The 26,461-nt window shown below is 40.5% G+C and carries 23 protein-coding genes, 3 tRNA genes and 1 pseudogene; 21 read left to right on the top strand and 6 right to left on the bottom strand.

The genetic code is table 11. From position 1 onward, the window contains the following. Positions 1 to 45: 45 nt before the first annotated feature. Entirely contained in the window at positions 46 to 1,140 is a 1,095-nt protein-coding gene (locus tag FCN25_RS13010; protein WP_254693778.1) for a sorbosone dehydrogenase family protein, read from the top strand. Continuing rightward, positions 1,140 to 3,443, top strand: coding sequence for a DNA topoisomerase IV subunit A (parC, locus tag FCN25_RS13015; protein WP_137225442.1), 2,304 nt, complete (start codon positions 1,140 to 1,142; stop codon positions 3,441 to 3,443). Before FCN25_RS13010 ends, parC begins: the two co-directional genes overlap by 1 nt. Before the next feature lie 185 nt (positions 3,444 to 3,628). Here the strand turns inward: parC and FCN25_RS13020 are convergent, their stop codons facing one another. From FCN25_RS13020 to rsgA, 6 genes and pseudogenes are all read right to left on the bottom strand, one after another. Next, the gene (locus FCN25_RS13020) at positions 3,629 to 3,820 is read right to left on the bottom strand and encodes a bacterioferritin-associated ferredoxin (RefSeq protein ID WP_137225444.1); all 192 of its coding nucleotides are present in this window, start codon (positions 3,818 to 3,820) and stop codon (positions 3,629 to 3,631) included. Between the two features lie 296 nt (positions 3,821 to 4,116). Next, a complete protein-coding gene (locus FCN25_RS13025) occupies positions 4,117 to 4,851 on the bottom strand; it encodes a glycerophosphodiester phosphodiesterase (protein ID WP_137225446.1) in 735 nt (244 codons plus the stop codon). 25 nt (positions 4,852 to 4,876) lie between these two features. Next, positions 4,877 to 8,086: a mechanosensitive ion channel domain-containing protein gene (locus FCN25_RS13030; protein ID WP_254693779.1), complete on the bottom strand. Its 3,210-nt coding sequence runs from the start codon at positions 8,084 to 8,086 to the stop codon at positions 4,877 to 4,879. Between the two features lie 48 nt (positions 8,087 to 8,134). Further along, positions 8,135 to 9,008: pseudogene (locus tag FCN25_RS13035) on the bottom strand (DMT family transporter). A 5-nt stretch (positions 9,009 to 9,013) separates the two neighbouring features. Next, positions 9,014 to 9,880, bottom strand: a complete 867-nt coding sequence (gene asd, locus FCN25_RS13040) for an archaetidylserine decarboxylase (RefSeq protein ID WP_137225450.1) — start codon at positions 9,878 to 9,880, stop codon at positions 9,014 to 9,016. Between the two features lie 79 nt (positions 9,881 to 9,959). Further along, positions 9,960 to 11,021: a small ribosomal subunit biogenesis GTPase RsgA gene (gene rsgA, locus FCN25_RS13045; protein ID WP_137225452.1), complete on the bottom strand. Its 1,062-nt coding sequence runs from the start codon at positions 11,019 to 11,021 to the stop codon at positions 9,960 to 9,962. Positions 11,022 to 11,133: 112 nt separating this feature from the next. On the opposite strand from rsgA, the gene orn reads away from it, so the two are divergent. The 19 genes from orn (at position 11,134) to FCN25_RS13140 (ending at position 26,337) form a co-directional block, all read left to right on the top strand. Then, complete coding sequence (gene orn / locus FCN25_RS13050; RefSeq protein WP_137225454.1) at positions 11,134 to 11,679, top strand: oligoribonuclease; 546 nt, start codon at positions 11,134 to 11,136, stop codon at positions 11,677 to 11,679. 126 nt (positions 11,680 to 11,805) lie between these two features. Further along, a tRNA-Gly gene (locus FCN25_RS13055) sits at positions 11,806 to 11,881 on the top strand. 22 nt (positions 11,882 to 11,903) lie between these two features. Continuing rightward, a tRNA-Gly gene (locus FCN25_RS13060) sits at positions 11,904 to 11,979 on the top strand. Between the two features lie 23 nt (positions 11,980 to 12,002). Then, positions 12,003 to 12,078 (top strand) — tRNA-Gly (locus FCN25_RS13065). Positions 12,079 to 12,609: 531 nt separating this feature from the next. Then, positions 12,610 to 13,065 (top strand): hypothetical protein, encoded by a 456-nt coding sequence (locus FCN25_RS13070; RefSeq protein WP_137225456.1) that lies wholly within the window; start codon positions 12,610 to 12,612, stop codon positions 13,063 to 13,065. 172 nt (positions 13,066 to 13,237) lie between these two features. Next, on the top strand, positions 13,238 to 13,696 hold the full coding sequence (tsaE, locus tag FCN25_RS13075) for a tRNA (adenosine(37)-N6)-threonylcarbamoyltransferase complex ATPase subunit type 1 TsaE (protein WP_137225458.1): 459 nt from the start codon (positions 13,238 to 13,240) through the stop codon (positions 13,694 to 13,696). A gap of 7 nt (positions 13,697 to 13,703) precedes the next feature. Next, positions 13,704 to 15,035: an N-acetylmuramoyl-L-alanine amidase gene (locus FCN25_RS13080; RefSeq protein WP_137225460.1), complete on the top strand. Its 1,332-nt coding sequence runs from the start codon at positions 13,704 to 13,706 to the stop codon at positions 15,033 to 15,035. Position 15,036: 1 nt separating this feature from the next. After that, on the top strand, positions 15,037 to 16,884 hold the full coding sequence (mutL, locus tag FCN25_RS13085) for a DNA mismatch repair endonuclease MutL (RefSeq protein ID WP_137225462.1): 1,848 nt from the start codon (positions 15,037 to 15,039) through the stop codon (positions 16,882 to 16,884). Between the two features lies 1 nt (position 16,885). Continuing rightward, positions 16,886 to 17,812 carry a tRNA (adenosine(37)-N6)-dimethylallyltransferase MiaA gene (gene miaA / locus FCN25_RS13090; RefSeq protein WP_137225464.1) on the top strand — a complete coding sequence of 309 codons (927 nt, stop codon included), beginning with the start codon at positions 16,886 to 16,888 and terminating at the stop codon, positions 17,810 to 17,812. Between the two features lie 83 nt (positions 17,813 to 17,895). Next, a complete protein-coding gene (gene hfq, locus FCN25_RS13095) occupies positions 17,896 to 18,153 on the top strand; it encodes an RNA chaperone Hfq (protein WP_137225466.1) in 258 nt (85 codons plus the stop codon). A 20-nt stretch (positions 18,154 to 18,173) separates the two neighbouring features. Continuing rightward, entirely contained in the window at positions 18,174 to 19,481 is a 1,308-nt protein-coding gene (gene hflX, locus FCN25_RS13100) for a ribosome rescue GTPase HflX (RefSeq protein ID WP_137225468.1), read from the top strand. Positions 19,482 to 19,514: 33 nt separating this feature from the next. Next, entirely contained in the window at positions 19,515 to 20,675 is a 1,161-nt protein-coding gene (gene hflK, locus FCN25_RS13105) for an FtsH protease activity modulator HflK (RefSeq protein ID WP_137225470.1), read from the top strand. 2 nt (positions 20,676 to 20,677) lie between these two features. Continuing rightward, on the top strand, positions 20,678 to 21,562 hold the full coding sequence (hflC, locus tag FCN25_RS13110) for a protease modulator HflC (RefSeq protein ID WP_137225472.1): 885 nt from the start codon (positions 20,678 to 20,680) through the stop codon (positions 21,560 to 21,562). Between the two features lie 409 nt (positions 21,563 to 21,971). Then, positions 21,972 to 22,562, top strand: a complete 591-nt coding sequence (gene petA, locus FCN25_RS13115; protein WP_137225474.1) for a ubiquinol-cytochrome c reductase iron-sulfur subunit — start codon at positions 21,972 to 21,974, stop codon at positions 22,560 to 22,562. Continuing rightward, positions 22,562 to 23,776 (top strand): cytochrome bc complex cytochrome b subunit, encoded by a 1,215-nt coding sequence (locus FCN25_RS13120; protein WP_137225476.1) that lies wholly within the window; start codon positions 22,562 to 22,564, stop codon positions 23,774 to 23,776. Before petA ends, FCN25_RS13120 begins: the two co-directional genes overlap by 1 nt. Further along, positions 23,776 to 24,474, top strand: coding sequence for a cytochrome c1 (locus FCN25_RS13125; RefSeq protein WP_137225478.1), 699 nt, complete (start codon positions 23,776 to 23,778; stop codon positions 24,472 to 24,474). Before FCN25_RS13120 ends, FCN25_RS13125 begins: the two co-directional genes overlap by 1 nt. 96 nt (positions 24,475 to 24,570) lie before the next feature. Then, on the top strand, positions 24,571 to 25,200 hold the full coding sequence (gene sspA, locus FCN25_RS13130) for a stringent starvation protein SspA (RefSeq protein ID WP_137225480.1): 630 nt from the start codon (positions 24,571 to 24,573) through the stop codon (positions 25,198 to 25,200). Further along, complete coding sequence (locus FCN25_RS13135; protein WP_137225482.1) at positions 25,200 to 25,670, top strand: ClpXP protease specificity-enhancing factor; 471 nt, start codon at positions 25,200 to 25,202, stop codon at positions 25,668 to 25,670. Before sspA ends, FCN25_RS13135 begins: the two co-directional genes overlap by 1 nt. Positions 25,671 to 25,767: 97 nt before the next feature. Then, positions 25,768 to 26,337 (top strand): aminodeoxychorismate/anthranilate synthase component II, encoded by a 570-nt coding sequence (locus FCN25_RS13140; RefSeq protein WP_137225484.1) that lies wholly within the window; start codon positions 25,768 to 25,770, stop codon positions 26,335 to 26,337. Positions 26,338 to 26,461: the final 124 nt, after the last annotated feature.

The raw sequence follows: 26,461 nt of genomic DNA on the forward strand, positions 1-26,461 counted from the left end.
ATTAGATTGCGATCCTACGTTAACCATAACGGTAAATTAGCCTTTATGGGAATACTCTTTTTAGGCTTGTTTCCGATTTTTGCTTCAGCAGCACAATCTGTGATAATTACGGTAACAAAAGGCTTTGGTTTAAGCTTATATGCTTCTGATTTAGGTGATATTAAGCAAATGACCGTGGGCGATAACGGTACTTTATTTGTTGGTTCACAAAAAAGTGGCACCGTGTATGCGCTAATCGATAGTGATCAAAATGGACAAGTCGATAAGCGTTACCTTATCGCCAAAGGCCTTGATTATCCTGAGGCTGTCGCTTTCCACAACGGCTCGCTATACGTTACCGAGGATGATCGCATTATTCGTTTTGATGAGATTGAATCTCGATTACGTAGACCTGGTCGAGCGCGTGAAGTCTATTCTAATTTACCCAGTTTAGATAAAAAATACACTCGTTCTATGCGCTTTGGCCCTGACGGACGTCTGTATGTTGCTATTGGCTCACCATGTAATGTCTGTGAATCCCCGATGCCATTTGGCAATATTTTGGCTATAAATGTCGATACCGGTGCCAGTGAACAAATTGCTTTTGGGTTGAGAAGCGTTACCGGTTTTGATTGGTCACCTGTAACTAACAAATTATGGTTTGCTGATTTAGGCCGTAATTGGATGGGTGATAATATTCCTGCAGATGAGATTAATCGTGTAGACATTAAAGGTAGCCATTTTGGTTTTCCTTATTTGCATGGCACCGATGTGGTTGAACCTGCATATGATAAACCCGAAAACTTAAATATTACGGTTCCCGAATTTGAACTACCAGCACATGTTGCGCCAACGGGATTAAGTTTTTATCGGGGTGAGCAATTTCCTCAACGCTATCATCAACAGCTTTTTGTGGCCGAAAATGGCTCGTGGAACCGCTCAAGTAAAGTCGGCTATCAAATTGTGATGCTTGATATTAAAGATGAAAAGGTTATTAAACGTGAAACCGTGGTGAGCTTTTTAGATGGAGAGTTTCCGGTTGCACGTCCGTTTGATGTTATTAATGCGCCAGATGGTGCTATGTACATTTCAGATGACCTAAAAGGTAATATTTACCGTCTGTTTTATAACGCACCTGAACAATCACAGGAAATGAAATAATGAGTGATGCGATTGAATTAAGTCTTGATGGGGTAGAGCAAATGCCGCTAAGGCGCTTTACCGAAGAGGCTTATTTAAATTATTCCATGTACGTGATTATGGATCGTGCCTTACCGCATATTGGCGATGGCTTAAAACCCGTCCAACGCCGTATTATTTATGCCATGAGCGAATTAGGCTTATCTGCACAATCTAAACATAAAAAATCTGCCCGTACTGTCGGTGACGTTTTAGGTAAGTATCATCCACATGGTGATAGCGCATGTTATGAAGCCATGGTGTTAATGGCGCAGCCATTTTCTTATCGATATCCACTCGTCGATGGTCAAGGTAACTGGGGGGCGCCAGATGATCCTAAGTCATTTGCGGCAATGCGTTATACCGAAGCCAGATTATCAAAATTCTCTGAAGTGTTACTGTCGGAATTAGGTCAAGGTACCGTCGACTGGAGCCCTAACTTTGATGGCACCATGAAGGAACCTAAAACCTTACCAGCACGATTACCGCATATTTTGCTTAATGGTATTACCGGTATAGCTGTGGGTATGGCAACAGACATTCCACCACATAACGTTCGTGAGTTAGTGTCAGCCTGTGTTGAGCTTATTGATAACCCTAAAACAGATTTAGCGCGATTAATGGAGTTAGTACCTGGTCCTGATTATCCAACAGAAGCCGAAATTATTACCCCAAAAGCAGATATTGAGCGGATTTATGATACTGGGCGTGGTTCAATTAAAATGCGTGCTGTTTATCGTGAAGAGCAGGGCGAGATCCTTATCACGTCATTACCGCATCAAGCCAGTAGCGGTAAAATTTTAGAGCAAATCGCCAATCAAATGCAGGCAAAAAAATTGCCGATGGTGTCTGATTTACGTGATGAGTCTGATCATGAAAATCCCGTTCGGTTAGTGATTGTGCCTCGGTCAAATCGTATTGATTGTGATCAATTAATGACCCATTTATTTGCCACGACAGATCTTGAAAAAAGCTTCCGAGTGAATCTAAACGTATTGGGGCTCGATGGCCGTCCACAAGTTAAAGGTTTAAAAACGCTGCTAACTGAATGGTTAGAGTTCCGTATGACAACCGTTACACGTCGCTTGCAGTATAGGCTTGATAAAGTGTTAGCTCGTTTACACATTTTAGAAGCCCTAATGGTAGCTTTTTTAAATATTGACGAAGTGATCGAAATTATTCGTTTTAACGATGAACCGAAAGCCGAATTGATGTCACGGTTTAACTTGTCTGATAAACAAGCTGAATCCATTTTAGAATTAAAATTACGTCATCTAGCTAAGCTTGAAGAATTTAAGATCAAAGCCGAGCAAGACGAGTTAGCCGCAGAACGTGACAAATTAGAATTGTTATTAAGCTCAGACCGTCGTTTAAAAACCTTGGTAAAGAAAGAATTGATCCAAGATGGCGATAATTATGGTGATAATCGTCGTTCACCTATTATTGAACGTATTGATGCCAAAGCACTGACTGAGCAAGAATTAACCCCAACAGAGTCTGTCACTGTAGTGTTGTCAGATAAAGGCTGGGTACGTTGTGCTAAAGGTCATGATGTTGATGTTGAGGGCTTGTCGTACAAGTCGGGAGACAGTTACTTATGCAGCGCCATTGGTAAGAGTAATCAAGCTGCGGTATTTATTGACTCCACTGGCCGCGCATTTGCGACAGACAGCCACACATTACCGTCGGCACGAAGCCAAGGTGAACCTATTACCACACGCTTTAATATGGCGCCAGGCGCGACTATGCAACATGTATTAATGGGTGCCGATGAGCAATTTTTCTTGTTGGCAACCGATGCTGGTTATGGGTTTATTTGTGCTTATCCTGATTTGATCAGCCGTAATAAAGCGGGTAAGGCGCTGCTAAACTTGCCAACAAATGCACTTGTGTTGTCACCCAAATTAATTAACAAAGCCGCAGATCAATCTTTATTAGCGATCACCTCAGAGGGTCGCATGTTAATGTTTAATCTTGATGCTTTACCGCAGTTATCAAAAGGTAAAGGCAATAAAATCATTGGTATTCCGACAGATCGGGCTAAAAATCGTGAGGAAATATTATTGCACCTAAGTGTGGTACCTCAAGATGCATCTGTTACTTTATGGGCGGGTAAACGTAAATTAACCTTGAAACCAAGCGATCTAGAGCATTATAGAGGTGAACGCGGGCGTCGGGGAGCTAAACTGCCAAGAGGCTTGCAACGGGTTGATAGTGTTGATGTCGATGGTGTTTACGACGACAGCGAGTCAGCTGTAGATGATTCTACTGATACGTTAGATTAATTGTTTATCTAGGGTGTGATTGTGATTCTATGCGATTGCACCAATATTATTTTTAACGTTAATATTGTGTGAATATCTTTACGATGTGCTTACTTGTCCAGATGGTGTTGGGCTGGTAAGCCGATAAAAAATGAGCAAAAAAAGCTGCTCACATGAGCAGCTTTTTTTATTAACAAGAGGCTAGGTTAAGCCACTTCATAGAAATTAGGTTCGTACTCTAGCTGAGTCTGAATGATGTTAGTTGCCATTCGCGCACATTTACCACATTGATCAGCAACTCCCAAACGCTTTTTCACGTCAGCAAGTGAGCAATCACCTTGGCTTACGGCAGCTTTAATTTGAGTATCAGTGATGGCATGACAAAGACAAACGTACATTATAGAAAGCCTCTTCATTCAAAAATAGGTTGAGCTAAGAAAGTAATCTTATTCTAAATGAAAACCGTTATCATTAGCAATAACTTTTTATCGATTATGGCGATCATTTTTATTACAGTTTGATCTATCTCATTTTTTGATGAAGAAAAAAGGGGGCTGTCATCTTAATTTTAGCGACCAAATAGCCGAATTGAGATAATTCTGAAAGTATTGGCAGCTAGGCAGCACTTCAATCATTATGACTATGCAATAACAATGTAAGTTGTGCAGGCCCTCAGCTTCAATATTTAAATTATTTACCCAAACCATCCATTGTAATCCGTTGTTATCGGCATCATTGTTGCCTCCATGGCTTTGTCTGGATAATTACTGAATATACCATCTACACCCATCGTTTTTAATGCCTTAATATCATCAGCATTATCAACGGTAAATACAAATACTTTACCACCTCGTTGGTGGGCATCATCAACAATCGCTTGATTAACAAAACTCACATCAAGATTAATTGAATAAGCATTCAGTGTCGTCACGATTTGAGCTAGATCTAACGGTACACCCGATATTAACGGGGAGATAACCGCTCTTGGCAAAGCTCGTTTTATTTGAGCTAAATCAGGGTGGTTAAATGACGATATTAATAGCTGTTCAGGAGTAAAGTGAAGCAGTTTGAGAGCTTGAGGGTATAAACTAATAAAGGACTGTACGCAGCCAATCCCTTTTAATTCAATATTAACGGTGCACAAGCCTTTGCTTTTAGTACTTACCCGTTCGAGTACTTGCCACAGCGTAGGAATCGCTTGTCCACCAATGGTACATTGAGCCAGTTTTGCTTTGGTGGTTAAGTGTATTAGCCCTGTACCGGTAGATTTACCTTCTAAGCGGCGATCGTGAAACACCACTAATTCATCCTCTACGCAATGTACATCCAGTTCAATAGCATTCACACCCAAGTCGAGGGCTTTATCCATAGCGACTAAGGTGTTTTCTGGTTCATAACCGCTAGCGCCGCGGTGAGCAAAAACGAGCATTAGGAGTCCTTAATTAATATTCCTATTAACCTTTATATAAGCCAGTATCTTCTTTAGATGACTGATTAATGTGAATTTCCATTTGTGGATAAGCAAGTTCGACATTATTTTCTTTAAGCTTTTTAGTAATAAGTTTATGTAAGTTGTGACGTAAAGGCCAACGAGCGGACATGTCTTTGGCATACGAACGAATTTCATAATCTTGTGTATGTTGACCAAAGCCTGCAAACCATACTTCAGGTTCTGGGATGGCTAATGATAAGTCACATTCTCGCACGGCTTGATGAAGTAACATTTCAACTTTAGCAGGGTCAGCATCACGAGATACCGATACATTCACGATCACACGAGTGATCTGATCGGACAACGACCAGTTAACCAATTGTTCAGTAATAAAAGCTTTGTTAGGCACAATAATTTCTTTGCGATCCCAGTCTACAATCGTAGTGGCTCTGATTTGGATTTTACTGACCGTTCCTGAGAGATCGCGGATAGTGACGGTATCGCCAATACGAATGGGTTTTTCAAATAAAATGATTAAACCAGAAATAAAGTTAGCAAAAATTTCTTGTAAGCCAAAGCCCAAACCCACAGAGAGCGCCGCAACGAGCCACTGTAATTTTGACCATTCCATGCCAAGGGTCGAAAACCCAAGCAGTATGCCAAAAAACACCACTAAATAACTGCTAACGGTAGTGATGGCAAAACCGGTTCCTGGCGATAAATCTAATCTCTGCAATAAGGTAAGTTCTAGCAAGCCAGGGAGGTTTTTAGCAATTACTAACGTGAAACCAACTAACATGAACCCAAATAAAATCGACTTTAATGTAATGGGCACTTGTTGCTCAATGCCATTTATATTGCTATTGGTGGTCCATAAGGTAATACCGTCTAAAAACGTGAATACCGCAGTATGCGTTTGCGCCAATATGCCTAATAAACTGGCGAAAAAGGCTAGAATCAAAATTGATCTGACCAAGCCCAGTGATTGGCTAGAAATCGTTTCTAAATCAACAATGGGTTCTTCGTAGGTTTCTATCGGTTCATTGTTGTGTAATTCGCCTTTTTCACGTTGTGCTAAACGTTCTGCACGCTTGGCTTTGGCGCGGTCAAACGCGATTAAGCGGCGCTCAATCAGCATCCAACGTTTAATTAACTGATAGGTAAGTAAGAAGCCCAAACCTAATAATACCGATATCTGTAGCTGTAATAGAAGTTGAAAAGCCGTGAAGTAGTAGCCGATACCCGCTAAAATGGCACTAAAAATAGGGGTGACGATCAGGATTATCCATACTGCTTGTTGAATAATCGCCATGTTAGTGGCACTAGGCTTATTTTTACGATATTGGCCAATAAGTAACATGATATCTTTATACAGTCGGCACAACAAAATACAGAAAATGATAAATGCACCACGGCCAATACTGTTGCGTACTAATGAAGTATCTAAAGCCTCGGTAAAGCCCATTAAGCCAATTAACGGTGCTGATACCAGTACAAATGAAGCCATAGTCTGTTGTGCTTGTTTGACAATTTTTTTCGGTCGTCTGAAATGACTAATTAAAATCCCTTTATCTAGGGTTAATAAGAAAAAGAATTGGTAAATCAGAAAACACACACCAATGGCTAAAATGCCGACGCCCACAGCATGAACCATATTTTGCTCTGAACTTGAGAAAATAATCCCTGCGACTATTAACGGTAAGGGTTTTATCAAGGCATACACTAAACTGATTATGAGCGTTTTGATGGTGTACTTAAATTTATCTTGCGTCACATTGCCCACAAACACAGCATAACGATTAAGCGCTTTATTGAACTTAGGTGTCAGCATGTCTTGTGCTATTAAACAGCACAACAATAAAATGCCCCACCAGGCCCAATAATTACTTTGTTCTGACCAAGCTTGTTGTAATGACTGCCACTGATTTGATTGCAGTAACCAAACACTACTGTGGCTTAAATCAATTAACCATAATGCGCCAATACTAGGAGCGTTAGGTACCCAAAATAAATGTTCGTTAAGGGTATTTTTTAATGTGTCATGTAATTGATTTAATTGTTCATAGCCAATACGCAATTTAGCAAATTCAGCTAAATATTGATCATAACTCTGCAGCAATTGCTCTATCAGTATCTGTTGTGATTGCAGTAACTTGTTTTGCGTTTCTGAAAAAGTTTCGCTGTCATCGAGCTGTTGACTATTTAATGCTTGTTGCTGTTCTAATTGATAGCGTTCTAGTCGCGCATCCGCTAATTCTGTTTGCAATTTATCAAGATTGGGTGGCTTAGGTAATGATTGCAGCATTTGCAAGAAACGATCACCGAATGCTGAATTGGTTTTAACCCAAGTGATTTGTTCAAGAACATTTGAAAGTTGTGCATTTTGTGATTGATAGCGCTTTTCAACTCGTTGTTGTTTCTCTATTGCTGCTTTGATTTTGCTTGTCAGTGTTTGTAATTGTGTTGCATAGCGCTGATTTAATTTACTTAATTCTAGCGACCACGGGTCGGCTAGCTCTTGGGTATCAATTAAATTGTTGGCTATGGTATCTGCGGTTTGTTGCTGACGAGACGCAATATTGTATTTGTTAATAAGCTCAATAAAGTCTTCTTGTTGTTCTAAAGATAATCTATTGAGTTGTTGTTGAAGCTGAGTAATTTCTAATTGCTTAGGGTTAGCTAAGCGTTCAGCTTGTAAGGTCTCAATTTGTTGTGTTAGCAGTGCAGACTGAAGATTATTACGTTTACCCAATGGAGTATCAATTGGCACTTGTTGGGTTTTATTATGCTGAGTTAAGGCATTTTCGGCTTGAGTAATTAACTGCGGTAATTGTGTTTGGCGTTGTGAAATTACACGTAACTGCTGATTTAGGCTCGACTCAGTTTCTTTTAACTCCGATAGACGAAAATAAGCCATTGAAGCTTGCTGATCGAGCGCGATATCCGTATCGAGATTTAATGCTACCTGAGCTTCACGAAGTTGCCCTGTAAGCAATAGCTTGGTTTCGTTGTTAGAGCGTTCAATATTGGTATAGGTTTGCTGTTCTATTTGCAGCTTTTCAATGCTGCTTTCAAGTTCTGCAATTTGAGATTGTATATCAAGTGGTTGATTTTCGAGTTGGCTATTAAGCCCTAAACGTTTATCTAAAGTCAGAGGGGTATTGGCTAATACAGGAATCGACAGTGTATTAACGATAAGGAAACATAGGAATAAACACGCTAAACGAAACATAATATTTGGCTCAAGTTGGAGTCCGGCCATGTTAGCAAATTTACGTGATTATGCTCGCTTTTTTTGATGACTTTGTTGAGTTTCAAATAAAGCCGTTGCCACAATAATTGTTCCACCAATAATGGTTCGGATTGTTAGCTGTTCATCTAAGACTAATAGCGTTAGCACTGCACCGTAAAACGGCTGTAAACATGACACTAACCCAACTGTTTTGGCGCTTAAATAACGCAGTGCGGTAGCAAATAATGCATGGGGTAAAGCTGTGAATGCCACGCCCAGTAACAGAATCAATCCCTAAGTCGTTTGGCTAATATCTTGGGGGAGACACATCTTGCCAAGGGCTTAACAGTAAAAAGTGATTAAGGTTTGATAAAACATCGCATGGGGTCCACTGTAATGCGAAACCACCCGTTTATGGGGTAAGTTTCTGGCAGTAAATAATGCTGTTGAAATGATACCCACTATAATACCTAAGGTAATGTCATTATCTAAGTTGGCTTCAGGGATCAACAGTATCACCCCTATTAATACCGTCATACCGGATATCACATCAAGTAGCTTTATTTGAGTTTTATTGATCAAGGGTTCGATTAACACTGTCATGACGGGATACGTAAAAAAAGCAATCATGCCAATGGCGACAGAAGATAACTGCATGGAAGCAAAGTAGGTTACCCAATGTAGGCAAACTAACGTCCCTAACGCTAAGGCCTCCCAATAATCTTGGCTGACGTTGTAATCTAAGTGGGCGTTTGGTGGTTTTAATGATTATGGCGAGCACGATGGCGGCGATAATACAGCGTAAAAAGGTAATGTTAAGAGCGCTAAGAGGAATAAGTTTAGAAAATAAAGTCGTACCACCAAAAAGTAGTACGGCTAAATGTAATTCAACTAACCCAGAGTGGGGTTTAGTTACCGTCATATTAATTACTGTTGGGAGAGTTTCGCGAAAGGTTGACCCATGCGCGTAGTTTCACCTGGTTCGACGCCATCAGCAAATGTATCAATGGCATCTTGGGCAAATAACATCACTACCGTGCTTCCTAACTTAAAGCGACCCATTTCGGCGCCTTTTTCTAGGGTTAATGCTTCTGGCCCTGTTGTTGGATAATCCCAGCTAAAGACTTGCTTACCGCCTGGTGGGGTAACTGTACCAGACCATATAGTTTCAATGCTGGCAACAATGGTTGCACCGACTAGTACCATCGCAAGCGGGCCTGCTTGGGTTTCAAATATTGCGACGACACGTTCATTACGGGCAAACAGTCCTGGCACATTTTGCGCGGTGAGTGGATTCACTGAGAACAAATCACCTGGCACGTATGTCATTTTTGATAATGTACCGGTAATTGGCATATGGATGCGGTGGTAATCTTTGGGCGCCAAGTAAATGGTTGCAAAGTCGCCACTATCAAAGCGTGCCGCATCAGCCTTATTACCACCTAATAATGCTTCAGAGGTATAACTGTGACCTTTGGCTTGGAAAATATTGCCAGCTTCAATTGGGCCGCATTGACTTACAGCGCCATCAACAGGGTGCACCATAATATTGGTGTCTTGGCACAATGGTCTGAGTTCAGGTTTTAACGCTCGAGTAAAAAATGCATTGAATGTTTTATAAGCTTCTGGCTCAGACTGCAATGCTTCTGACATATCAATTTTGTATTTTTTGATAAACCACTTAATCCCCGCCGTGGTGATCGCGCCTGCTTCAGCTTCAGCAAACTTACCGACTAAGCGTGATAGAAAGTGTTTTGGCAGCATGTATTGCAAAGCAATTTTAATTGAGTCCAATGTATTTCTCCTTTCTCTAATCTGGTTGAACTATAAACTTAATGCTATAGATTCTACAGGCTTCTATCTGTAATGAATATTATTCATCAATTGCACGGAAATGCCGAGCATGACGTTGCTCATCTAAACTGGCAATAATACGCTGATAATTACTAAAGCGATCTTGAGTAATTTTTCCATCAGCTAATGCTTGTTGTAAAGCACAACCTGGGTCATCGCCATGCTTACAATCGCGAAACTTACATGTTCCTAAAAACTTTCTAAATTCAATAAAACACCAACCAACCCTGATGGCGTCTAAGTGCCATAAAGCAAATTCACGTATACCCGGTGAATCAATTAAATCACCGCCGCTGACAAAATGCAGTAACTTGGCTGTGGTTGTTGTATGTTGGCCCAAACCTGAGTTATCGGATACATCGCCAATTAACAATTCTGCTTCTGGCATTAAGGCATTAATTAAGGACGATTTCCCCACGCCAGACTGACCAGCAAAAACACTGACTTTGTTATTGAGCAACTCTTTTATATTTTCAACACCTTCGCCCGTATGGCTACTGACTCTATAAACGGGATAACCAATATCTTGGTAACGTGTTAGAGCTCGTTCGATTTCATCACGATTAGTATCATCTAATAAATCAATTTTATTGAGAATGATGATCGGTGGAATATCGGTATCTTCAGATGCCACTAAATATCGGTCAATTATTTGGGTGGTAAAGCTGGGTAACACCGATGACACAATTAAGATTTGATCGATGTTGGCTGCAATAATTTTTACGCCGTCGTATAAATCTGGTCGAGTTAACGAAGATGTTCGGGGATGAACGGCTATGACAATGCCACCGATACTGGAGCCAGATTGGACTTCTGTCGCTAATCGGACCACCACTTTATCACCAGTGACTAAACTAGTCACTGCGCGGCGAATATTACACCGTGAGACAATTCCGTCTGCAGTTTCGATGTCGGCATGTTGGCCAAAGCGAGAAATAACCACTCCAGCTTGCTCAGGGCCTAAGAGGTTATCCTGTAATTCAGCATTTTGAGTGTCATCGTCACCACGCTTTAATCGCTTGGTTTGATTCGCTCGCATTCGGCGTAATTGGCCTTGGCTTAGGGGTTTCTTTTTACTCACTGGCTTATCTTCATTAAATAGGTGTTTTTTTGTGTGTCAAAAAAACAGTATGATACACACTCTTTTATAAAAATGCCTGAATTTAGGCGACAGATAACATAAGGCGGCATAAATGGCTGTTGATGCGAATAACCTAATTTGGGTTGATTTAGAAATGACAGGCTTAGAACCAGCAGTTGATCGAGTCATTGAAATTGCAACCTTGGTGACCGACCAAGAACTTAATATCATTGCCCAGGGCCCTGTTCTAGCCATTTATCAAACCGATGATGTGCTAGCTGGGATGGATGATTGGAACCAAAAGCATCATGGAGAGTCTGGCTTAGTGGACCGAGTTCGTGCGAGTAAATGTTCTGAACAAGATGCAATTGAACTAACGATTACCTTTTTAGCTCAGTATGTACCTAAAGGCGCATCGCCAATGTGCGGTAATAGTATTGGTCAAGATCGTCGATTTTTGAATAAATACATGTTGGAACTTGAAGAATATTTTCATTATCGTAATATTGATGTTAGTACCATCAAGGAATTGGTTCGTCGTTGGAGCCCTGAAACCATGAATGGCTTTAGTAAGAAAAATACCCACCAAGCTTTAGAAGATATTAAAGAGTCTATTGCTGAAATGCAGTTTTATCGCAAAGAAGTATTTAAAATTTAACCAATTGAACAATTTTCTTTAAAAAGGGGGTTGCAGCATAGTAAAATTTATCTATAATGCGGCCTCAACTTTCTACAGAGCGCCAAACTCTGAGTCATAGAAAGTTGTAATGAAATTTGAAAGTACGCGACATTAGCTCAGTTGGTAGAGCGATACCTTGCCAAGGTATAGGTCATCAGTTCGAACCTGATATGTCGCTCCAAATTTCAGCATGATTTTGTAATGCGACATTAGCTCAGTTGGTAGAGCGATACCTTGCCAAGGTATAGGTCATCAGTTCGAACCTGATATGTCGCTCCAATTTTCTACATGATTTTTGATACGCGACATTAGCTCAGTTGGTAGAGCGATACCTTGCCAAGGTATAGGTCATCAGTTCGAACCTGATATGTCGCTCCAAATCACTTCCCTAGTTTGAAATACGATACTTTTTTGCTTGCCAAGTTCAAGCTAGAGGTCATAAAGCGGTCATCAGTTCGAACCACTTTTTATTTATAAAGAAACGTCGCTCTAAATCATTTCCTCTTGTTAAATCCTCCATTAATTACCTTTGTGTCACTAAGCTCAGCTACGTTTTTAGGAAATACGATACCTATCTTTTTCAATCTAGACATCGTATATGATCATCCGTTCGAACCATTATTGAGAAACGTATAGCTCGATCTACATTTTTTAATGGCCATCAATCCGAGTCTAATTCAGCCTGAACCTTATTATTGTAATAAATTTGCACCATTTGTGTTTGAGCAAATCGTTTTGCAATCAACAAATAAGTGATCTAGTACTCACTTCTTCATGGATCTCTAAAGTAAGAGCATATTGGTGAAGTAAAACATGATCTGGTTCAAATCATTTACTGCTGTAATCTTTGATAATCACCTTAAGAAATATTTTCCTAAGATGTTTGGGCATTAAACGAGGTTGAGTGTTATGCGGTTCCAACAGCTAAGTGAGCTACTTGATTATGTTGCTAATTGTCATCTTGATATGGAAAAGTTATATAAGCGTTTAGATAATAATGCAGACTCTTCTAGAGTGAAAATGATGTTGGATTATTTTCAACAACATCAACGGCATACATATGAAACGTTAGAGCGCTATATTGAAGGTGCACCATTAAGAATATTAAATACTTGGTATAAGGACATTACTTTCGAAGACTTCAGCAAGCGCTGCGCGGAGACAATGTTACCTGCCAATATGGATGAAGAGGCTGTGCTCGAATTACATCTTGATCTAGAAAACCGTCTTATTGCGTTAGTTGAAAAAACCGCAATGAGCAGTCCAACAGAAGAAATTAAAAATACATTAATGGATTTAGTACGAGTGACAAAAACTCAACAACACCGTTTAGTTCTTAGCACACTTCGTATGGATGACATTTAAACGGCACATTGAAATTCTGATTTATCTTCCTGAAGTGTAAGTTTGCCAGCTATCCCCAGTAGCTGGTTTTTTTATTAACAAAAAATAACCACTAGAACAGTGGGAGTTCCTCGGTAACTTCTGGTATATTTAGCTTTCTTGTAACTCTTTTTTATGGAAGCTGACTTTTCACATGACATTGCTGCTCAAAACCCTTGAAAATGAACAAGCTACTGTAGCTCTAGGGCAACAAATTGCGCAGTGGATTGTGCCGCCACTAACTATTTATCTTACCGGTGATTTGGGGGCAGGCAAAACAACGTTAAGCAGGGGGATTATTCAAAGTTTAGGACACCAAGGGACAGTAAAGAGCCCAACTTATACTTTGGTTGAACCTTATGAGTTTAGTGATATGGATGTCTTTCATTTTGATCTATATCGATTAGCTGATCCCGAGGAACTAGAGTTTATGGGGATCCGAGATTACTTTACAGACAGAAGTGTCTGTCTGGTTGAATGGCCTGATAATGGCCATGGGTTACTCCCTAAGGCTGACATACATTTGCATTTGCGTTATAAAGAATCTCAAAGACAAATTGAATTACAAGCCTTATCCCCTGCAGGGCAGGCAATTATAAATAATATAAAATAAAATAATAATGACTTTAAAAAATACGTTTTTCACCCCTGTGCTTTTCATACTATTGTTTTTGTTGCCTAATATTGTTTGGGCGGCTAATCAACTTGATAGTGTGCGAATTTGGGCTGCCCCAGAATCGACTCGAGTGGTATTTGATTTAACTCAATCTCCTAAATATGACAGTTTTAGCCTCACTGGACCTCATCGTTTGGTGGTGGATATTCAAGATACTGGCGCAAAAATCAATTTAGATAAAATTGCTAATAACAGTAAAATCATTAAAAAGATACGTTTTAGCTCTCCTCCTAAAAAAGGCGTTTTGCGTCTGGTGATGGATTTAACTAAACCAGTAAAATCGAGTTTATTTACTTTGCCACCGACTGCACCGTATGGAAACCGCCTTGTGGTTGACTTAGAAGACTCCGCTGGTGGTTCATCTGCCGTGCAGCAATCTGTTCGTCGCTCTGCAAATCAGTCATCCCGGGATATCGTTGTAGCCATTGATGCAGGGCATGGTGGTGAAGATCCTGGTTCTATAGGGCCGTCAGGCATACATGAAAAGCGTGTCGTGCTTGAAATTGCTAAGCGCTTGGCCCGTAAAATTAATTCGATTTCAGGCATGCGTGCTGTTATGACTCGCAGTGGTGATTATTTCGTTAATTTGAATAAACGCTCTGAGCTCGCCCGAAACAGTAAAGCTGATTTACTGATATCTATCCATGCTGATGCCTTTACTTCTCCACAACCTAATGGTGCTTCTGTTTGGGTGCTGTCAATGCGACGAGCCAACAGTGAGATTGGTCGTTGGTTAGAGCAAAAAGAGAAACACTCAGAATTGTTAGGTGGCGCTGGTGAGATTATTCAAAATACCGATAGTGAACAATACCTTGCAATGACATTGCTCGATATGTCGATGAACAGTTCTATGGCCATTAGCCATTCAATTGCGGGCGACATTTTACGCGATTTAAGAACCATTACTCACTTGCATAAAAGAAATCCTGAATCTGCAAGCTTTGCTGTGCTCAAATCGCCAGATATTCCGTCTATTTTGGTTGAAACCGGTTTTATCTCAAACCCAAACGAAGAACGGCTGTTATCTAATGGCAATCATCAAGAAAAGCTTGCCAATGCAATTTATAAAGGCGTATTACGCTATTTTGAAAGTAATCCGCCTGCTGATTCTTTGATGGCCAAACAATCTAACATTAAACACAGTGTAAAACGTGGTGAGTCACTATCGGTTATTGCGCAACGCTATAGCGTATCGGTAAGCAGTATTAAACGTGCTAACAATTTAAAGAATGATGTTGTGCGTGTTGGTCAAAAACTTGTGATACCAAGGGCTTAATATGGCGATAGAACTGTTACCTCCACAACTTGCTAACCAAATCGCAGCAGGCGAGGTGGTAGAGCGGCCTGCATCTGTGGTTAAAGAGCTAGTAGAGAACAGTCTTGATGCCGGTGCAACGCGAGTCGATATTGATATCGATAAAGGCGGTAGCAAACTTATTCGTATCCGTGATAACGGTGCGGGTATTGCTAAAGGTGAGTTAGCGCTGGCTTTATCGCGCCATGCTACTTCAAAAGTTCATACCCTAGACGACCTAGAAGCTATTTTAAGCTTTGGGTTTCGAGGTGAAGCTCTAGCCAGTATCAGCTCAGTGTCGCGACTCACATTAACCTCAAAAACGGCTGAACAATCTGAAGCCTGGCAGGCCTATGCTGAAGGCTCGCAAATGGACGTAAAAGTGACTCCAGCTGCGCACCCACAAGGCTCGAGTATTGAAGTGGTGGATTTATTTTTTAATACACCCGCCAGACGCCGTTTCTTAAAAAGCGACAAAACCGAATTTACCCATATTGATGAGTGGTTAAAACGGATTGCCATGGTGCGCAGCGATATTCATTTTACTCTGACACACAATGGTAAATTAGTGCGCCAGTATCGGCCTGCAAATACCGATATTCAAACTCAACAACGCTTGGCGCAAATTTGTGGTCGAGCTTTTGCTGAACAAGCGTTGAGCATTACTTGCGAACATGATGATTTATTATTAACGGGTTATCTGCAGTCACCACAGGACTCAGTCATCACGGATACCAACTTTTTTTATGTCAATGGGCGTTTAATTAGAGACCGATTGGTTAACCATGCAGTGAAACAAGCTTTTGCCGAATATGGCATTGAACACCAGCCGGGCTATGTGCTGATGTTATCACTTGATCCACATCAAGTTGATGTCAATGTACATCCAGCCAAGCATGAAGTACGTTTTCATCAATCTCGTTATGTGCATGACTTTATTCTACAAGCGGTACAGTCTGCATTAGTAGAAATGCCTGTTTTGCCGTTATCTGAAGCGTTACAGCCTCAGCAAAATTCTGCGCCAATGCACACAGAGTCAAGTTTGCTGCATGATACGAATATCATCGACACCGCAGAAGCTGTTTTGATACTTAATCAAGAACCGAGTAAGGCTATTAACAGCGTTAGCCCTTATGGTTCGATGCATGTACCTGGAAAGAATAATGGCTTATCTGGAGGTTATTCAGCTGCAATTAAGCCAAGTTATGATAAAAAGCCTTCTTCAGGCGAGACGAAAACTGCCATTGCCAATTATGGACAGTTATTGCATACCCCAAATACTGCAGTGTCATATGTCAGTGAAGAGGTAACTCAGCTTGCCATGCCAGCGTTATTAGCCGGTGAGTATTGGGTAATGTGTAAAGATGAGAAGTTATCATTACTGCCGATAAAAACAGTTTTGTTCACGGTCAAAAAAGTAGAAATACAAACAAAATTAGCTAATGGTCTAGTGTCGCAACCCTTACTTATGCCCGTTTCGATTGCTGCTGATTTGGATTGGAAAGACACCTTAACCATACGTGAGCAACTACTGCGTCAAATGGGTATTGAGTTAACAATTCGCTTCCAGCAGTTGATTATTAAAAAAGTGCCCCCATATTTGAGGGAAAGCCAAATTGCAATTGTTGTTCCGGAACTATTGGAATGGATACAATTAGAGCAACCTGCAGAAAGTGCTATTGTAGAGTGGCTTGCACAACAAAGTTTAGCGAAATTTGAGCCTGTACAATCTTTATGGCAGCAATTTTGTTTGCTGGATGATGAAATAAAACAAACTTGTTATGACCAAGAGCACACATTGCCTTGGCAAAAATGGATGAAAGATAATTAACGTGAACAGTGTCGATAAGCCGAAAGTGATTTTTTTAATGGGGCCTACTGCCTCAGGCAAAACGGCACTAGCCATTGAAATGGCGACCAAACATAATTGCGAAATTATCTCGGTAGATTCAGCATTAATCTACCGTGATATGGATATAGGGTCTGCTAAACCCAGTGCTGAAGAGCTGGAAATGGCTCCGCATAAATTGATTAATATTCTTGATCCCAGCGAAAGTTATTCAGCAGCAGATTTTCGCTTAGATGCACTATTAGCTATTGAAGATATCATTAGTCGTGGTAAGACCCCTTTATTAGTAGGTGGCACCATGATGTATTTTAAGGCATTGTTAGAGGGATTATCACCTTTACCCAGTGCAGATGAAGGTATTAGACAGCAAATATTAGCTCAAGCAGAAATAGACGGTTGGGACGTACTACATCAAGAATTGTGTAACATTGACCCTGTTGCTGGGGCTAGAATTCATCCGAATGATCCACAACGATTGTCACGGGCATTAGAGGTTTATCGGATCAGTGGCAAAACAATGACTGAATTGACACAAACTAAGTCTGTTGCTTTGCCGTATGATGTGGTGCAATTTGCAATTGCACCAAACGATCGAAAAGTATTACATGAATTAATCGGTAAACGTTTTAATATCATGTTAGAACAAGGTCTTATCGAAGAGGTTGCGCGTTTAAAAGCCCGTGATGATTTGCATTTAGAGCTACCATCTATGCGTTGTGTTGGTTACAGACAGTGTTGGCAGTACCTAGATAATGAATTTGATCATAATACTATGGTCGAAAAAGCTACCGCAGCCACTAGGCAATTGGCCAAACGTCAATTAACATGGTTGAGGAGTTGGCCAGATTTACAATGGCTTGAAAGTGGTGTAGAAGGGAATTTAGTTACACTTATGCGACAAAGCCGCTAGCTTATTAGCCGTTGCTGTATAATACTAAAACTAAACAATAAAACTTAATTCAACATATTTTAAAATAAAAAAGGAAATTGAAAATGGCTAAGGGGCAATCTTTACAAGACCCATTTTTGAACGCTTTGCGTCGAGAGCGTGTACCAGTCTCTATTTATTTAGTGAATGGTATTAAATTACAAGGCCAGGTTGAATCATTTGATCAATTTGTTATCTTGTTGAAAAATACTGTAAGCCAAATGGTTTATAAGCATGCTATTTCAACAGTAGTACCAGCACGCCCATTTAATGTTACTAATCATCAGGGCACTGCTCATGATGAAGAAAGTGACACTGAATAATTTGAAAAGGAATATACTTTTTGTTTGATCGTTATGAAGCAGGTGAAACAGCTGTATTAGTTCATATAGACTTTTCTGACGAAGATCGTCGAGAAGATCTTACTGAATTACAGTTGTTAGTTGAATCTGCTGGTGCTCGCTCTGTAGGGGTGATTACTGGTAGTCGACGCTCACCGGATCGTAAGTTTTTTATTGGTACAGGCAAAGCAGAAGAACTTGCTGCTATGGTTGCCGCTACTGAAGCCAATGTGGTGATTTTTAATCATGCATTAAGTCCTGCTCAAGAGCGTAACCTTGAAGTAATATGTCAGTGTCGAGTGTTAGATCGAACTACGTTGATCCTTGATATTTTTGCTCAACGAGCGAGAACACATGAAGGTAAGTTGCAAGTGGAGCTAGCGCAATTGCGCCACATGTCGACACGCCTAATTCGTGGTTGGACTCATTTAGAGCGACAAAAGGGTGGTATCGGGATGCGCGGGCCGGGTGAAACTCAGCTTGAAACAGACCGACGTTTATTACGAGGCCGGATTAAGAACATTAACCGCCGCCTTGATAAAGTTGATAAGCAACGTGAACAAAGTCGCCGAGCTCGTAAGCGCAGTGATTTATCGACTGTGTCTTTAGTGGGTTATACTAATGCGGGCAAATCGACATTATTTAATTCGCTAACGTCATCGGACGTTTATGCTGCCGATCAGTTGTTCGCAACACTAGACCCAACACTGCGTAAATTATCGTTACCAGATGGTGCGGTAATTTTAGCTGATACAGTGGGGTTTATTCGTCATTTACCTCATGACTTAGTCGCGGCCTTTAAAGCCACATTACAAGAAACTCGACAAGCTGAGATTCTTTTACATGTTGTTGATTGTGCAGATGAAAATATGACAGAAAATTTTGACCAAGTACAACTTGTACTTAAAGAAATTGATGCAGATGAAATCCCACAATTAGTAGTATGTAATAAAATTGATTTACTTGAAGATTTCGCGCCCCGTATCGATTACGGTGAAGACGGTAAACCTGAGAGGGTTTGGGTCTCTGCGCAAAAACGCATTGGATTTGATTTGCTGCTTAATGCTATAACCGAATTAATCGGTGAAGTGATTCGCGAGCTTACATTGAAAATACCTGCATCAGCAGGACATTATCTTGGCCAGTTTTATCGACTGGATGCAATACAGCAGAAAGAGTATGACGATCTGGGGAACTGTATTTTGTCTGTTCGTTTATCGGATGCCAATTGGCGCCGATTAGCTAAACAGAGTCAGGGGGAATTAGAGGCATTTATTTTTGAACCTTCAGAAGTAGAAGTCACTTGTTAATCTCATTTATTTCATCCAATTATGGAGTGCTAAATGGCTTGGAATGAGCCCGGTAACAAGGGAAACAAAGACCCTTGGGGAAATAAAGGTGGTAATGATAAAGGGCCACCAGATCTCGACGAAGTATTTCGTAACCTATCAAAACGTTTTGGTGGCAAGGGGGGCAGTGGCGCCTCAGGTCAACCATTTAATTCATCATTATTGATTGTGATTGCCGTTATTGCCCTAATTATTTGGGCATTGTCTGGTTTATACACGGTCAAAGAAGCTGAGCGTGGAGTGTTACTCCGTTTTGGTCAACATATTGGTGAAGTGAGTTCCGGTTTACATTGGAAAGCCACTTTTATTGATGAAGTGACTACTGTTGACGTGGAAACGTTCCGTTCAGTTCCTGCTTCAGGCAGTATGCTGACCTCTGATGAAAACGTCGTCAAAGTTGAACTCGTGGTTCAATATAGTGTATCTGACGCGTATTCGTACTTATTCAGCTCGGTAGATGCCAACTCAAGTTTGCGTGAAGCAACCGACAGTGCATTGCGTTATGTGATTGGTCACAATCGCATGGATGACATTTTAACCACTGGGCGTGACGCTATTCGCCGTGATACTTGGACTGAGTTAGAGCGTATTATTGAGCCGTATAAAATAGGCTTACAAATTCGCGATGTTAACTTTTTACCCGCTCGCCCTCCTGAAGAAGTCAAAGATGCATTTGATGATGCAATCTCTGCTCAGGAAGATGAACAGCGCTTTATTCGTGAAGCGGAAGCTTATGCTCGCGAAATCGAACCCAAAGCGCGTGGTACAGTTGAACGAATGTCACAACAAGCTAGTGCTTATAAACAGCGTGAGGTTCTTGAAGCGAAAGGTAAAGTTTCTCGATTTGAGAAATTATTACCTGAGTATAAAGCCGCACCTGATGTGACCCGTAATCGTTTGTATATTGATGCGATGCAGTCAGTGTTGGCTGATACCAATAAAGTACTCATTGATACCAAGAATAGCGGTAATTTGATGTATTTACCTTTGGATAAGTTGATAGATTCTTCTAAGAGTTTACGTAATCAAGCCACACCAGAGGTCGATCCACACGTCAATTCAGTATCAACTATTGGTGTTAACACTCCAATAACTAGCATGTCGACTGATGGTCGTCTCAGCCGCGAAGATCGTCTTCGTCAAGGGAGGAACTAATTATGGGTAGATTTGCTCTGATCATTTTGGTGGTCATATTAGGAATTGGTTTTTCATCTTTAATGGTGGTAAACGAAGGCGAGCGTGCAATTGTAGCCCGTTTCGGTAAGGTTCTTAAACAAGACGATGGTGTCAAAACAAGAGTATTCGCGCCTGGTTTACACTTCAAATTGCCTGTTGTTGATAAAGTTCGATATTTGGATGCTCGTATCCAAACATTGGATGGTGCTGCGGATCGTTTTGTGACTTCTGAAAAGAAAGACTTAATGGTCGACTCATATGTAAAATGGCGTATTAGAGATTTTGAAAAGTACTATCTTTCTACTAATGGCGGTATTAAAGCCAATGCAGAAAGCTTGTTGCAAGCCAAAATCAATAACGATTTACGTACTGAGTTTGGTCGTCGTACTATCAAGGAAATTGTTTCTGGTAAACGCGATGAATTGCAAACGGACGCATTAGAAAATGCATCTGAAAGTGCTGAGAACCTCGGTATTGAAGTGGTTGATGTTCGCGTTAAGCAAATTAATTTACCTGCTAACGTCAGTAACAGTATTTATCAACGTATGCGTGCTGAACGTCAAGCTGTGGCGAAAGAGCATCGTGCGCAAGGTAAAGAACAAGCTGAAATTATCCGTGCGACCATTGATGCCAATGTGACGGTTAAGATTGCTGAAGCTGAACGTAAAGCCCTTACCGTTCGAGGTGAAGGTGATGCACTTGCGGCAAAGATTTATGCTGATACTTACAGTAAAGATCCTGAGTTTTATAGTTTTTTACGTAGTTTAGAAGCCTATAAAGAAAGTTTTGCCGGCAAAAGTGACATTATGGTGTTAGAGCCTGAAGGTGATTTCTTTAAATATATGAAATCATCTAGCGGTAAATAACGCTAATATTTGTTTGTCTAAAAAAGCTCGGTATTTGCCGAGCTTTTTTGTGCCTGTAATTCAATTCAACGAGTATGAATTCAGTTTTCTAAAAAACAGTTGATCAATAATAACTGTAATTATTTGAACTGTTTTTCATTATTAATATTTAATAATTTATTGTTCTAAATGGATTTATAGTATTTTTTTGCTAATTAAGTGGCCACTAATTGTTAAAAAGTGGTTGATTATTATGCAATTTTGAAAAAAATGTTAATATCCTCAACATAGATGTGTGTTTTCACTATGATCTAGTTCTAATTTTTCGCTATAATGAGCACCGCCTCAAACTATGAATTTAGCGTTTTACCATTTTGGTCGCTAAAGTATTGAAATATAAAAATTCCAACACCCTCTGGGAGATAAGTGGATGAGCAATGCGCCAGTCGATACCGGACGTCGCAGATTCCTGACAGCCGCAACCGCCGTAGTAGGTGGTGCTGGTGCCGTCGCTGTAGCGGTTCCTTTCATCAAGTCATGGAATCCGAGCGCCAAGGCGAAAGCTGCAGGTGCGCCGGTCGAAGTAAATATTAGTAAAGTAGAACCAGGTCAGTTAATTCGTGTCGAATGGCGCGGAAAACCGGTTTGGGTAGTGCGTCGTACAGAAGCTGTACTCAATAATCTTAAAACATTAGACAGCCAATTGCGCGATCCTGCTTCAGAAGAGATGCAGCAACCAGAATATGCAACTAATCCTGCGCGTTCTATTAAGCCTGAATTCTTCATTGCTGTGGGTATTTGTACGCACTTAGGTTGTTCTCCAACCTATCTGCCTGATTCATTCGGTGAACAGGTTGAAGGTGTAACATCTGGTTTCTTCTGTCCTTGTCATGGTTCTAAATTTGACATGGCTGGTCGTGTATTCCAGGGTGTTCCAGCACCTCTAAACTTAGTGATCCCACCGCACAAATATATCGATGATGTTAATGTAATCATCGGTGATGATACAGGAGCGGCGTAATGGTTAAGAATATTATTGATTGGATTGATGCACGCATCCCAATGACGGTTACGTATAATCGTCACGTGGGTCAGTATGCAACACCAAAGAACTTTAACTTTTGGTATTTCTTTGGTTCATTAGCGCTTTTAGTATTAGTTAACCAATTACTGACAGGTATTTGGTTAACCATGAATTACGTACCTACAGCAGAAGGCGCCTTTGCCTCTGTTGAGTACATCATGCGTGATGTTGATTACGGTTGGTTACTACGTTATATGCACTCTACCGGTGCATCGGCGTTTTTCTTTGTGATCTATATGCACATGTTCCGTGGACTAATTTACGGTTCTTATCAAAAACCAAGAGAGCTATTATGGCTATTTGGTATGTTGATATTCCTTGTGCTGATGGCTGAAGCATTCATGGGTTACTTACTGCCTTGGGGACAAATGTCTTACTGGGGCGCACAGGTAATTATTTCTTTGTTTGGTGCCATTCCCGTTATTGGTGATGACCTAACATTGTGGATCCGTGGTGATTACGTTATTTCTGGCGCAACGCTAAACCGCTTCTTCGCATTACATGTTATTGCGCTACCGCTTGTATTGGTTGTGTTGGTGTTCTTGCACCTTATTGCCTTGCATGAAGTTGGTTCGAATAACCCAGATGGTGTTGAGATTAAAAAGAACAAAGATGAGAACGGATGGCCTATTGATGGTATTCCATTCCACCCTTATTACACCGTAAAAGATATTATGGGTGTAGCAGGTTTCTTAATCGTGTTCTGTTATGTGTTGTTCTTTATGCCTGAAGGCGGCGGTTACTTCCTTGAAAAGCCAAATTTTGAAGCGGCTAACTCAATGAAGACCCCTGAACACATTGCGCCGGTTTGGTACTTCACACCTTTTTATGCCATTTTACGTGCTATCCCAGATAAGTTAGTGGGTGTTATTGGTATGGGTCTTTCTATTGCAGTGTTGTTTGTTCTGCCTTGGCTCGACCGTTGTAAAGTGAAGTCTATTCGCTACCGCAGCATGATCCACAAGATCAACATTGCACAATTCACTGTGTCGTTCATTATTTTAGGTTATTTAGGTGTGGTTCCTGCAACGCCTGAGTTAACTATTTTGGCACGTATTTGTACTTTCACTTATTTTGCTTTCTTTGTAGCCTTATGGTTCTACAGTAAAAATGAGAAAACAAAAGAAGTACCAACGAGGGTGACACACTAATGAAAAAGTTATTAATTGCATTAGTTACATTGCTGCCATCTCTCGCAATGGCAGCGAGTGGACATAATGTTCACTTAGAAAGTGCTAACGTTGACTTGCATGATAATGCGTCATTAGAGCGTGGTGTTGATTTGTTTCAACATTATTGCTCTGGTTGTCACAGCACTCAATACCAACGCTATGAGCGTGTTGCAACTGATTTAGGCATCTCTACAGATGATATGCGTAATAAGTACATGTTCACCGATGCTAAAATCGGTGATTTGATGGAAAACGCTATTCCTACTCCAGATGCGGCTAAATGGTTTGGCGCTGCGCCTCCTGATTTAACGTTGGTTGCTCGTGTACGTGGCGCTGATTGGGTATTTTCTTACCTAAAAGGTTTCTATGCAGACGAGACTCGTCCATTTGGTGTCAATAACCATGTATTCCCTTCAGTGGGTATGCCGCATGTTTTACAAGACTTACAAGGTCTTGCAGTAGAACAAGCAGATGGAAGTTATGTCACTACTGGCGGGACTATGAATGCAGAAGAATATGACCAAGCGGTTCGTGATATCACGGGGTTCTTAGTTTATTCGGCTGAACCAGTTCAATTAGAACGTGAAGCTTTAGGTTGGTGGGTACTTGGATTCTTGTTTATTTTCTTCATCATTGCTTATTTATTGAAGAAAGAATACTGGAAAGATGTACACTAGCTATCAATAACGGTTATTATACATTATCCGCATATTGTAAACGGGGGGCTTAGCCCCTCGTTTGTTTTGTTTTTTTTAAGATTCTGGAGGGTATCAATGGCTGTTGCTGCCAACAAGCGCTCTATCATGACACTTTTTTCTGGTGCCGATGATTTATATAGTCACCAAGTACGTATCGTATTGGCTGAAAAAGGGGTTACCGTTGATGTTTTACAGGTTGACCCAAGTGAAATGCCTGAAGATTTACTTGAAGTAAATCCATACAATTCAGTACCGACTTTAGTCGATCGTGAACTAGTATTATACGAATCACGTATTATTATGGAATATTTGGATGAACGTTTTCCACATCCTCCACTAATGCCTGTATACCCAGTATCACGTGGCCAAAGCCGTTTAATGATGCACAGAATTGACACCGATTGGTATTCGCTTGTTGAGCGTATCCGTAAAGGTGAAAAAGCTGATGCAGCGCGTAAAGAATTAACTGAAAGTTTAATTGCTTTAGCACCAGTATTTGCTGAAATGCCGTACTTCATGAGCGAAGAATTTGGTTTATCTGATTGCTATTTAGGCCCATTATTATGGCGTCTACCGGTTTTAGGTATTCACTTGGATCCTCGTACAACTAAAGATATCAGTGCTTACATGACACGTATTTTTGAACGTGAATCATTTAAGGCATCGTTAACTGAGGCTGAGCGCGAAATGCGCATGGGCATGTAATGAAACCAATAACACCTAATCGTCCATATTTGTTGCGCGCTTACTATGAGTGGTTGATGGATAACCATTTGACGCCACACGTAGTAGTGGATGCATTTGTTAATGGTACGCAAGTTCCACAGCAATTTGTCAAAGACGGTCAAATCGTCTTGAATATTGCTACTGGAGCTGTGGCTAATCTTCATATGACTAATGATTCTGTCGAATTTAATGCACGTTTTGGTGGTGTACCACAAAATGTGTATTTACCAATGTCATCTATCGTGGCGATATATGCTCGTGAAAACGGTGCTGGTACGGTATTTGATATGGAAGATGCGTATATGATTGAAAGTGAACAAGATGAGTTATCATCTGTCCCACCGTCAATGAAGTCTGTTGATGATACATCAACAGTACCGTCATCGCCTAAATCAACCAGTCCTGATGATAAAGCTAAGCGTAAAAACCATTTAACTGTGGTGAAATAGCGGTTAGTGGTCATTACATAAAACCAGTCGCAAGGCTGGTTTTTTTTAATCTAAAATTGATCTATTACAAACGTTTATAGCGGAAATGGAAACCATAATGTTGTTGATGATTGATAATTATGATTCTTTTACGTTTAACTTAGTCCAGTATTTTCAGACTCTTGGACAAGAAGTTTTGGTAAAACGTAATGATGAAATCACCATTGAACAAATTGAAAAGCTCGCTCCCACGCATTTAATAATTTCTCCAGGCCCATGTACACCAAATGAAGCCGGTATTTCGCTTGCTGCCATTAAGTATTTTGCGGGTAAAATTCCCATTTTGGGTGTGTGTTTGGGCCATCAAGCGATAGCCCAAGTTTATGGTGTTGAGGTTGTGCGTGCCAAACGGGTTATGCATGGTAAAACCAGTTTGATTGAACATAATCAACAGGGATTGTTTACGCAATTGGCTTTACCTCTGCAAGTCACTCGCTACCATTCTTTGTTGGTTCACCAGGTGCCAAATGAGTTTACACTTGATGCTTGGTTTGATGATCCTATTCACGGTCGTGAAATTATGGCAATGAGTCATAATAAGTTACGTATATTCAGCGTTCAGTTTCATCCTGAATCTATTTTGACCCAACAAGGTCATGAACTACTGGATAACTTCTTGCATTTATAACCTATAGAAAGAGTACTTATTCAAGTTCATTATTATTTATTCTGTTACAACTTCTGCAACTAATCTGGCTAAATTCTCGCGTCTATTTGTGCTATAAATAACGCTTAAAATAATAAAAGGGATA

It is taken from the genome of Shewanella sp. MEBiC00475 (assembly GCF_005234075.1).
Lineage (GTDB): Bacteria > Pseudomonadota > Gammaproteobacteria > Enterobacterales > Shewanellaceae > Shewanella > Shewanella polaris.

What these genes read in the sequence shown, in the direction of transcription:
- sspA (WP_137225480.1), top strand. Translation starts at nt 24,571, where the DNA reads ATGGCTGTTGCTGCCAACAAGCGCTCTATCATGACACTTTTTTCTGGT.
- orn (WP_137225454.1), top strand. Translation starts at nt 11,134, where the DNA reads ATGGCTGTTGATGCGAATAACCTAATTTGGGTTGATTTAGAAATGACA.
- hflK (WP_137225470.1), top strand. Translation starts at nt 19,515, where the DNA reads ATGGCTTGGAATGAGCCCGGTAACAAGGGAAACAAAGACCCTTGGGGA.
- hfq (WP_137225466.1), top strand. Translation starts at nt 17,896, where the DNA reads ATGGCTAAGGGGCAATCTTTACAAGACCCATTTTTGAACGCTTTGCGT.
- FCN25_RS13070 (WP_137225456.1), top strand. Translation starts at nt 12,610, where the DNA reads ATGCGGTTCCAACAGCTAAGTGAGCTACTTGATTATGTTGCTAATTGT.
- hflC (WP_137225472.1), top strand. Translation starts at nt 20,678, where the DNA reads ATGGGTAGATTTGCTCTGATCATTTTGGTGGTCATATTAGGAATTGGT.
- FCN25_RS13135 (WP_137225482.1), top strand. Translation starts at nt 25,200, where the DNA reads ATGAAACCAATAACACCTAATCGTCCATATTTGTTGCGCGCTTACTAT.
- FCN25_RS13080 (WP_137225460.1), top strand. Translation starts at nt 13,704, where the DNA reads ATGACTTTAAAAAATACGTTTTTCACCCCTGTGCTTTTCATACTATTG.
- tsaE (WP_137225458.1), top strand. Translation starts at nt 13,238, where the DNA reads ATGACATTGCTGCTCAAAACCCTTGAAAATGAACAAGCTACTGTAGCT.
- FCN25_RS13120 (WP_137225476.1), top strand. Translation starts at nt 22,562, where the DNA reads ATGGTTAAGAATATTATTGATTGGATTGATGCACGCATCCCAATGACG.
- FCN25_RS13010 (WP_254693778.1), top strand. Translation starts at nt 46, where the DNA reads ATGGGAATACTCTTTTTAGGCTTGTTTCCGATTTTTGCTTCAGCAGCA.
- mutL (WP_137225462.1), top strand. Translation starts at nt 15,037, where the DNA reads ATGGCGATAGAACTGTTACCTCCACAACTTGCTAACCAAATCGCAGCA.
- FCN25_RS13030 (WP_254693779.1), bottom strand. Translation starts at nt 8,086, where the DNA reads ATGTTTCGTTTAGCGTGTTTATTCCTATGTTTCCTTATCGTTAATACA.
- petA (WP_137225474.1), top strand. Translation starts at nt 21,972, where the DNA reads ATGAGCAATGCGCCAGTCGATACCGGACGTCGCAGATTCCTGACAGCC.
- FCN25_RS13125 (WP_137225478.1), top strand. Translation starts at nt 23,776, where the DNA reads ATGAAAAAGTTATTAATTGCATTAGTTACATTGCTGCCATCTCTCGCA.
- FCN25_RS13025 (WP_137225446.1), bottom strand. Translation starts at nt 4,851, where the DNA reads ATGCTCGTTTTTGCTCACCGCGGCGCTAGCGGTTATGAACCAGAAAAC.
- FCN25_RS13140 (WP_137225484.1), top strand. Translation starts at nt 25,768, where the DNA reads ATGTTGTTGATGATTGATAATTATGATTCTTTTACGTTTAACTTAGTC.
- FCN25_RS13020 (WP_137225444.1), bottom strand. Translation starts at nt 3,820, where the DNA reads ATGTACGTTTGTCTTTGTCATGCCATCACTGATACTCAAATTAAAGCT.
- parC (WP_137225442.1), top strand. Translation starts at nt 1,140, where the DNA reads ATGAGTGATGCGATTGAATTAAGTCTTGATGGGGTAGAGCAAATGCCG.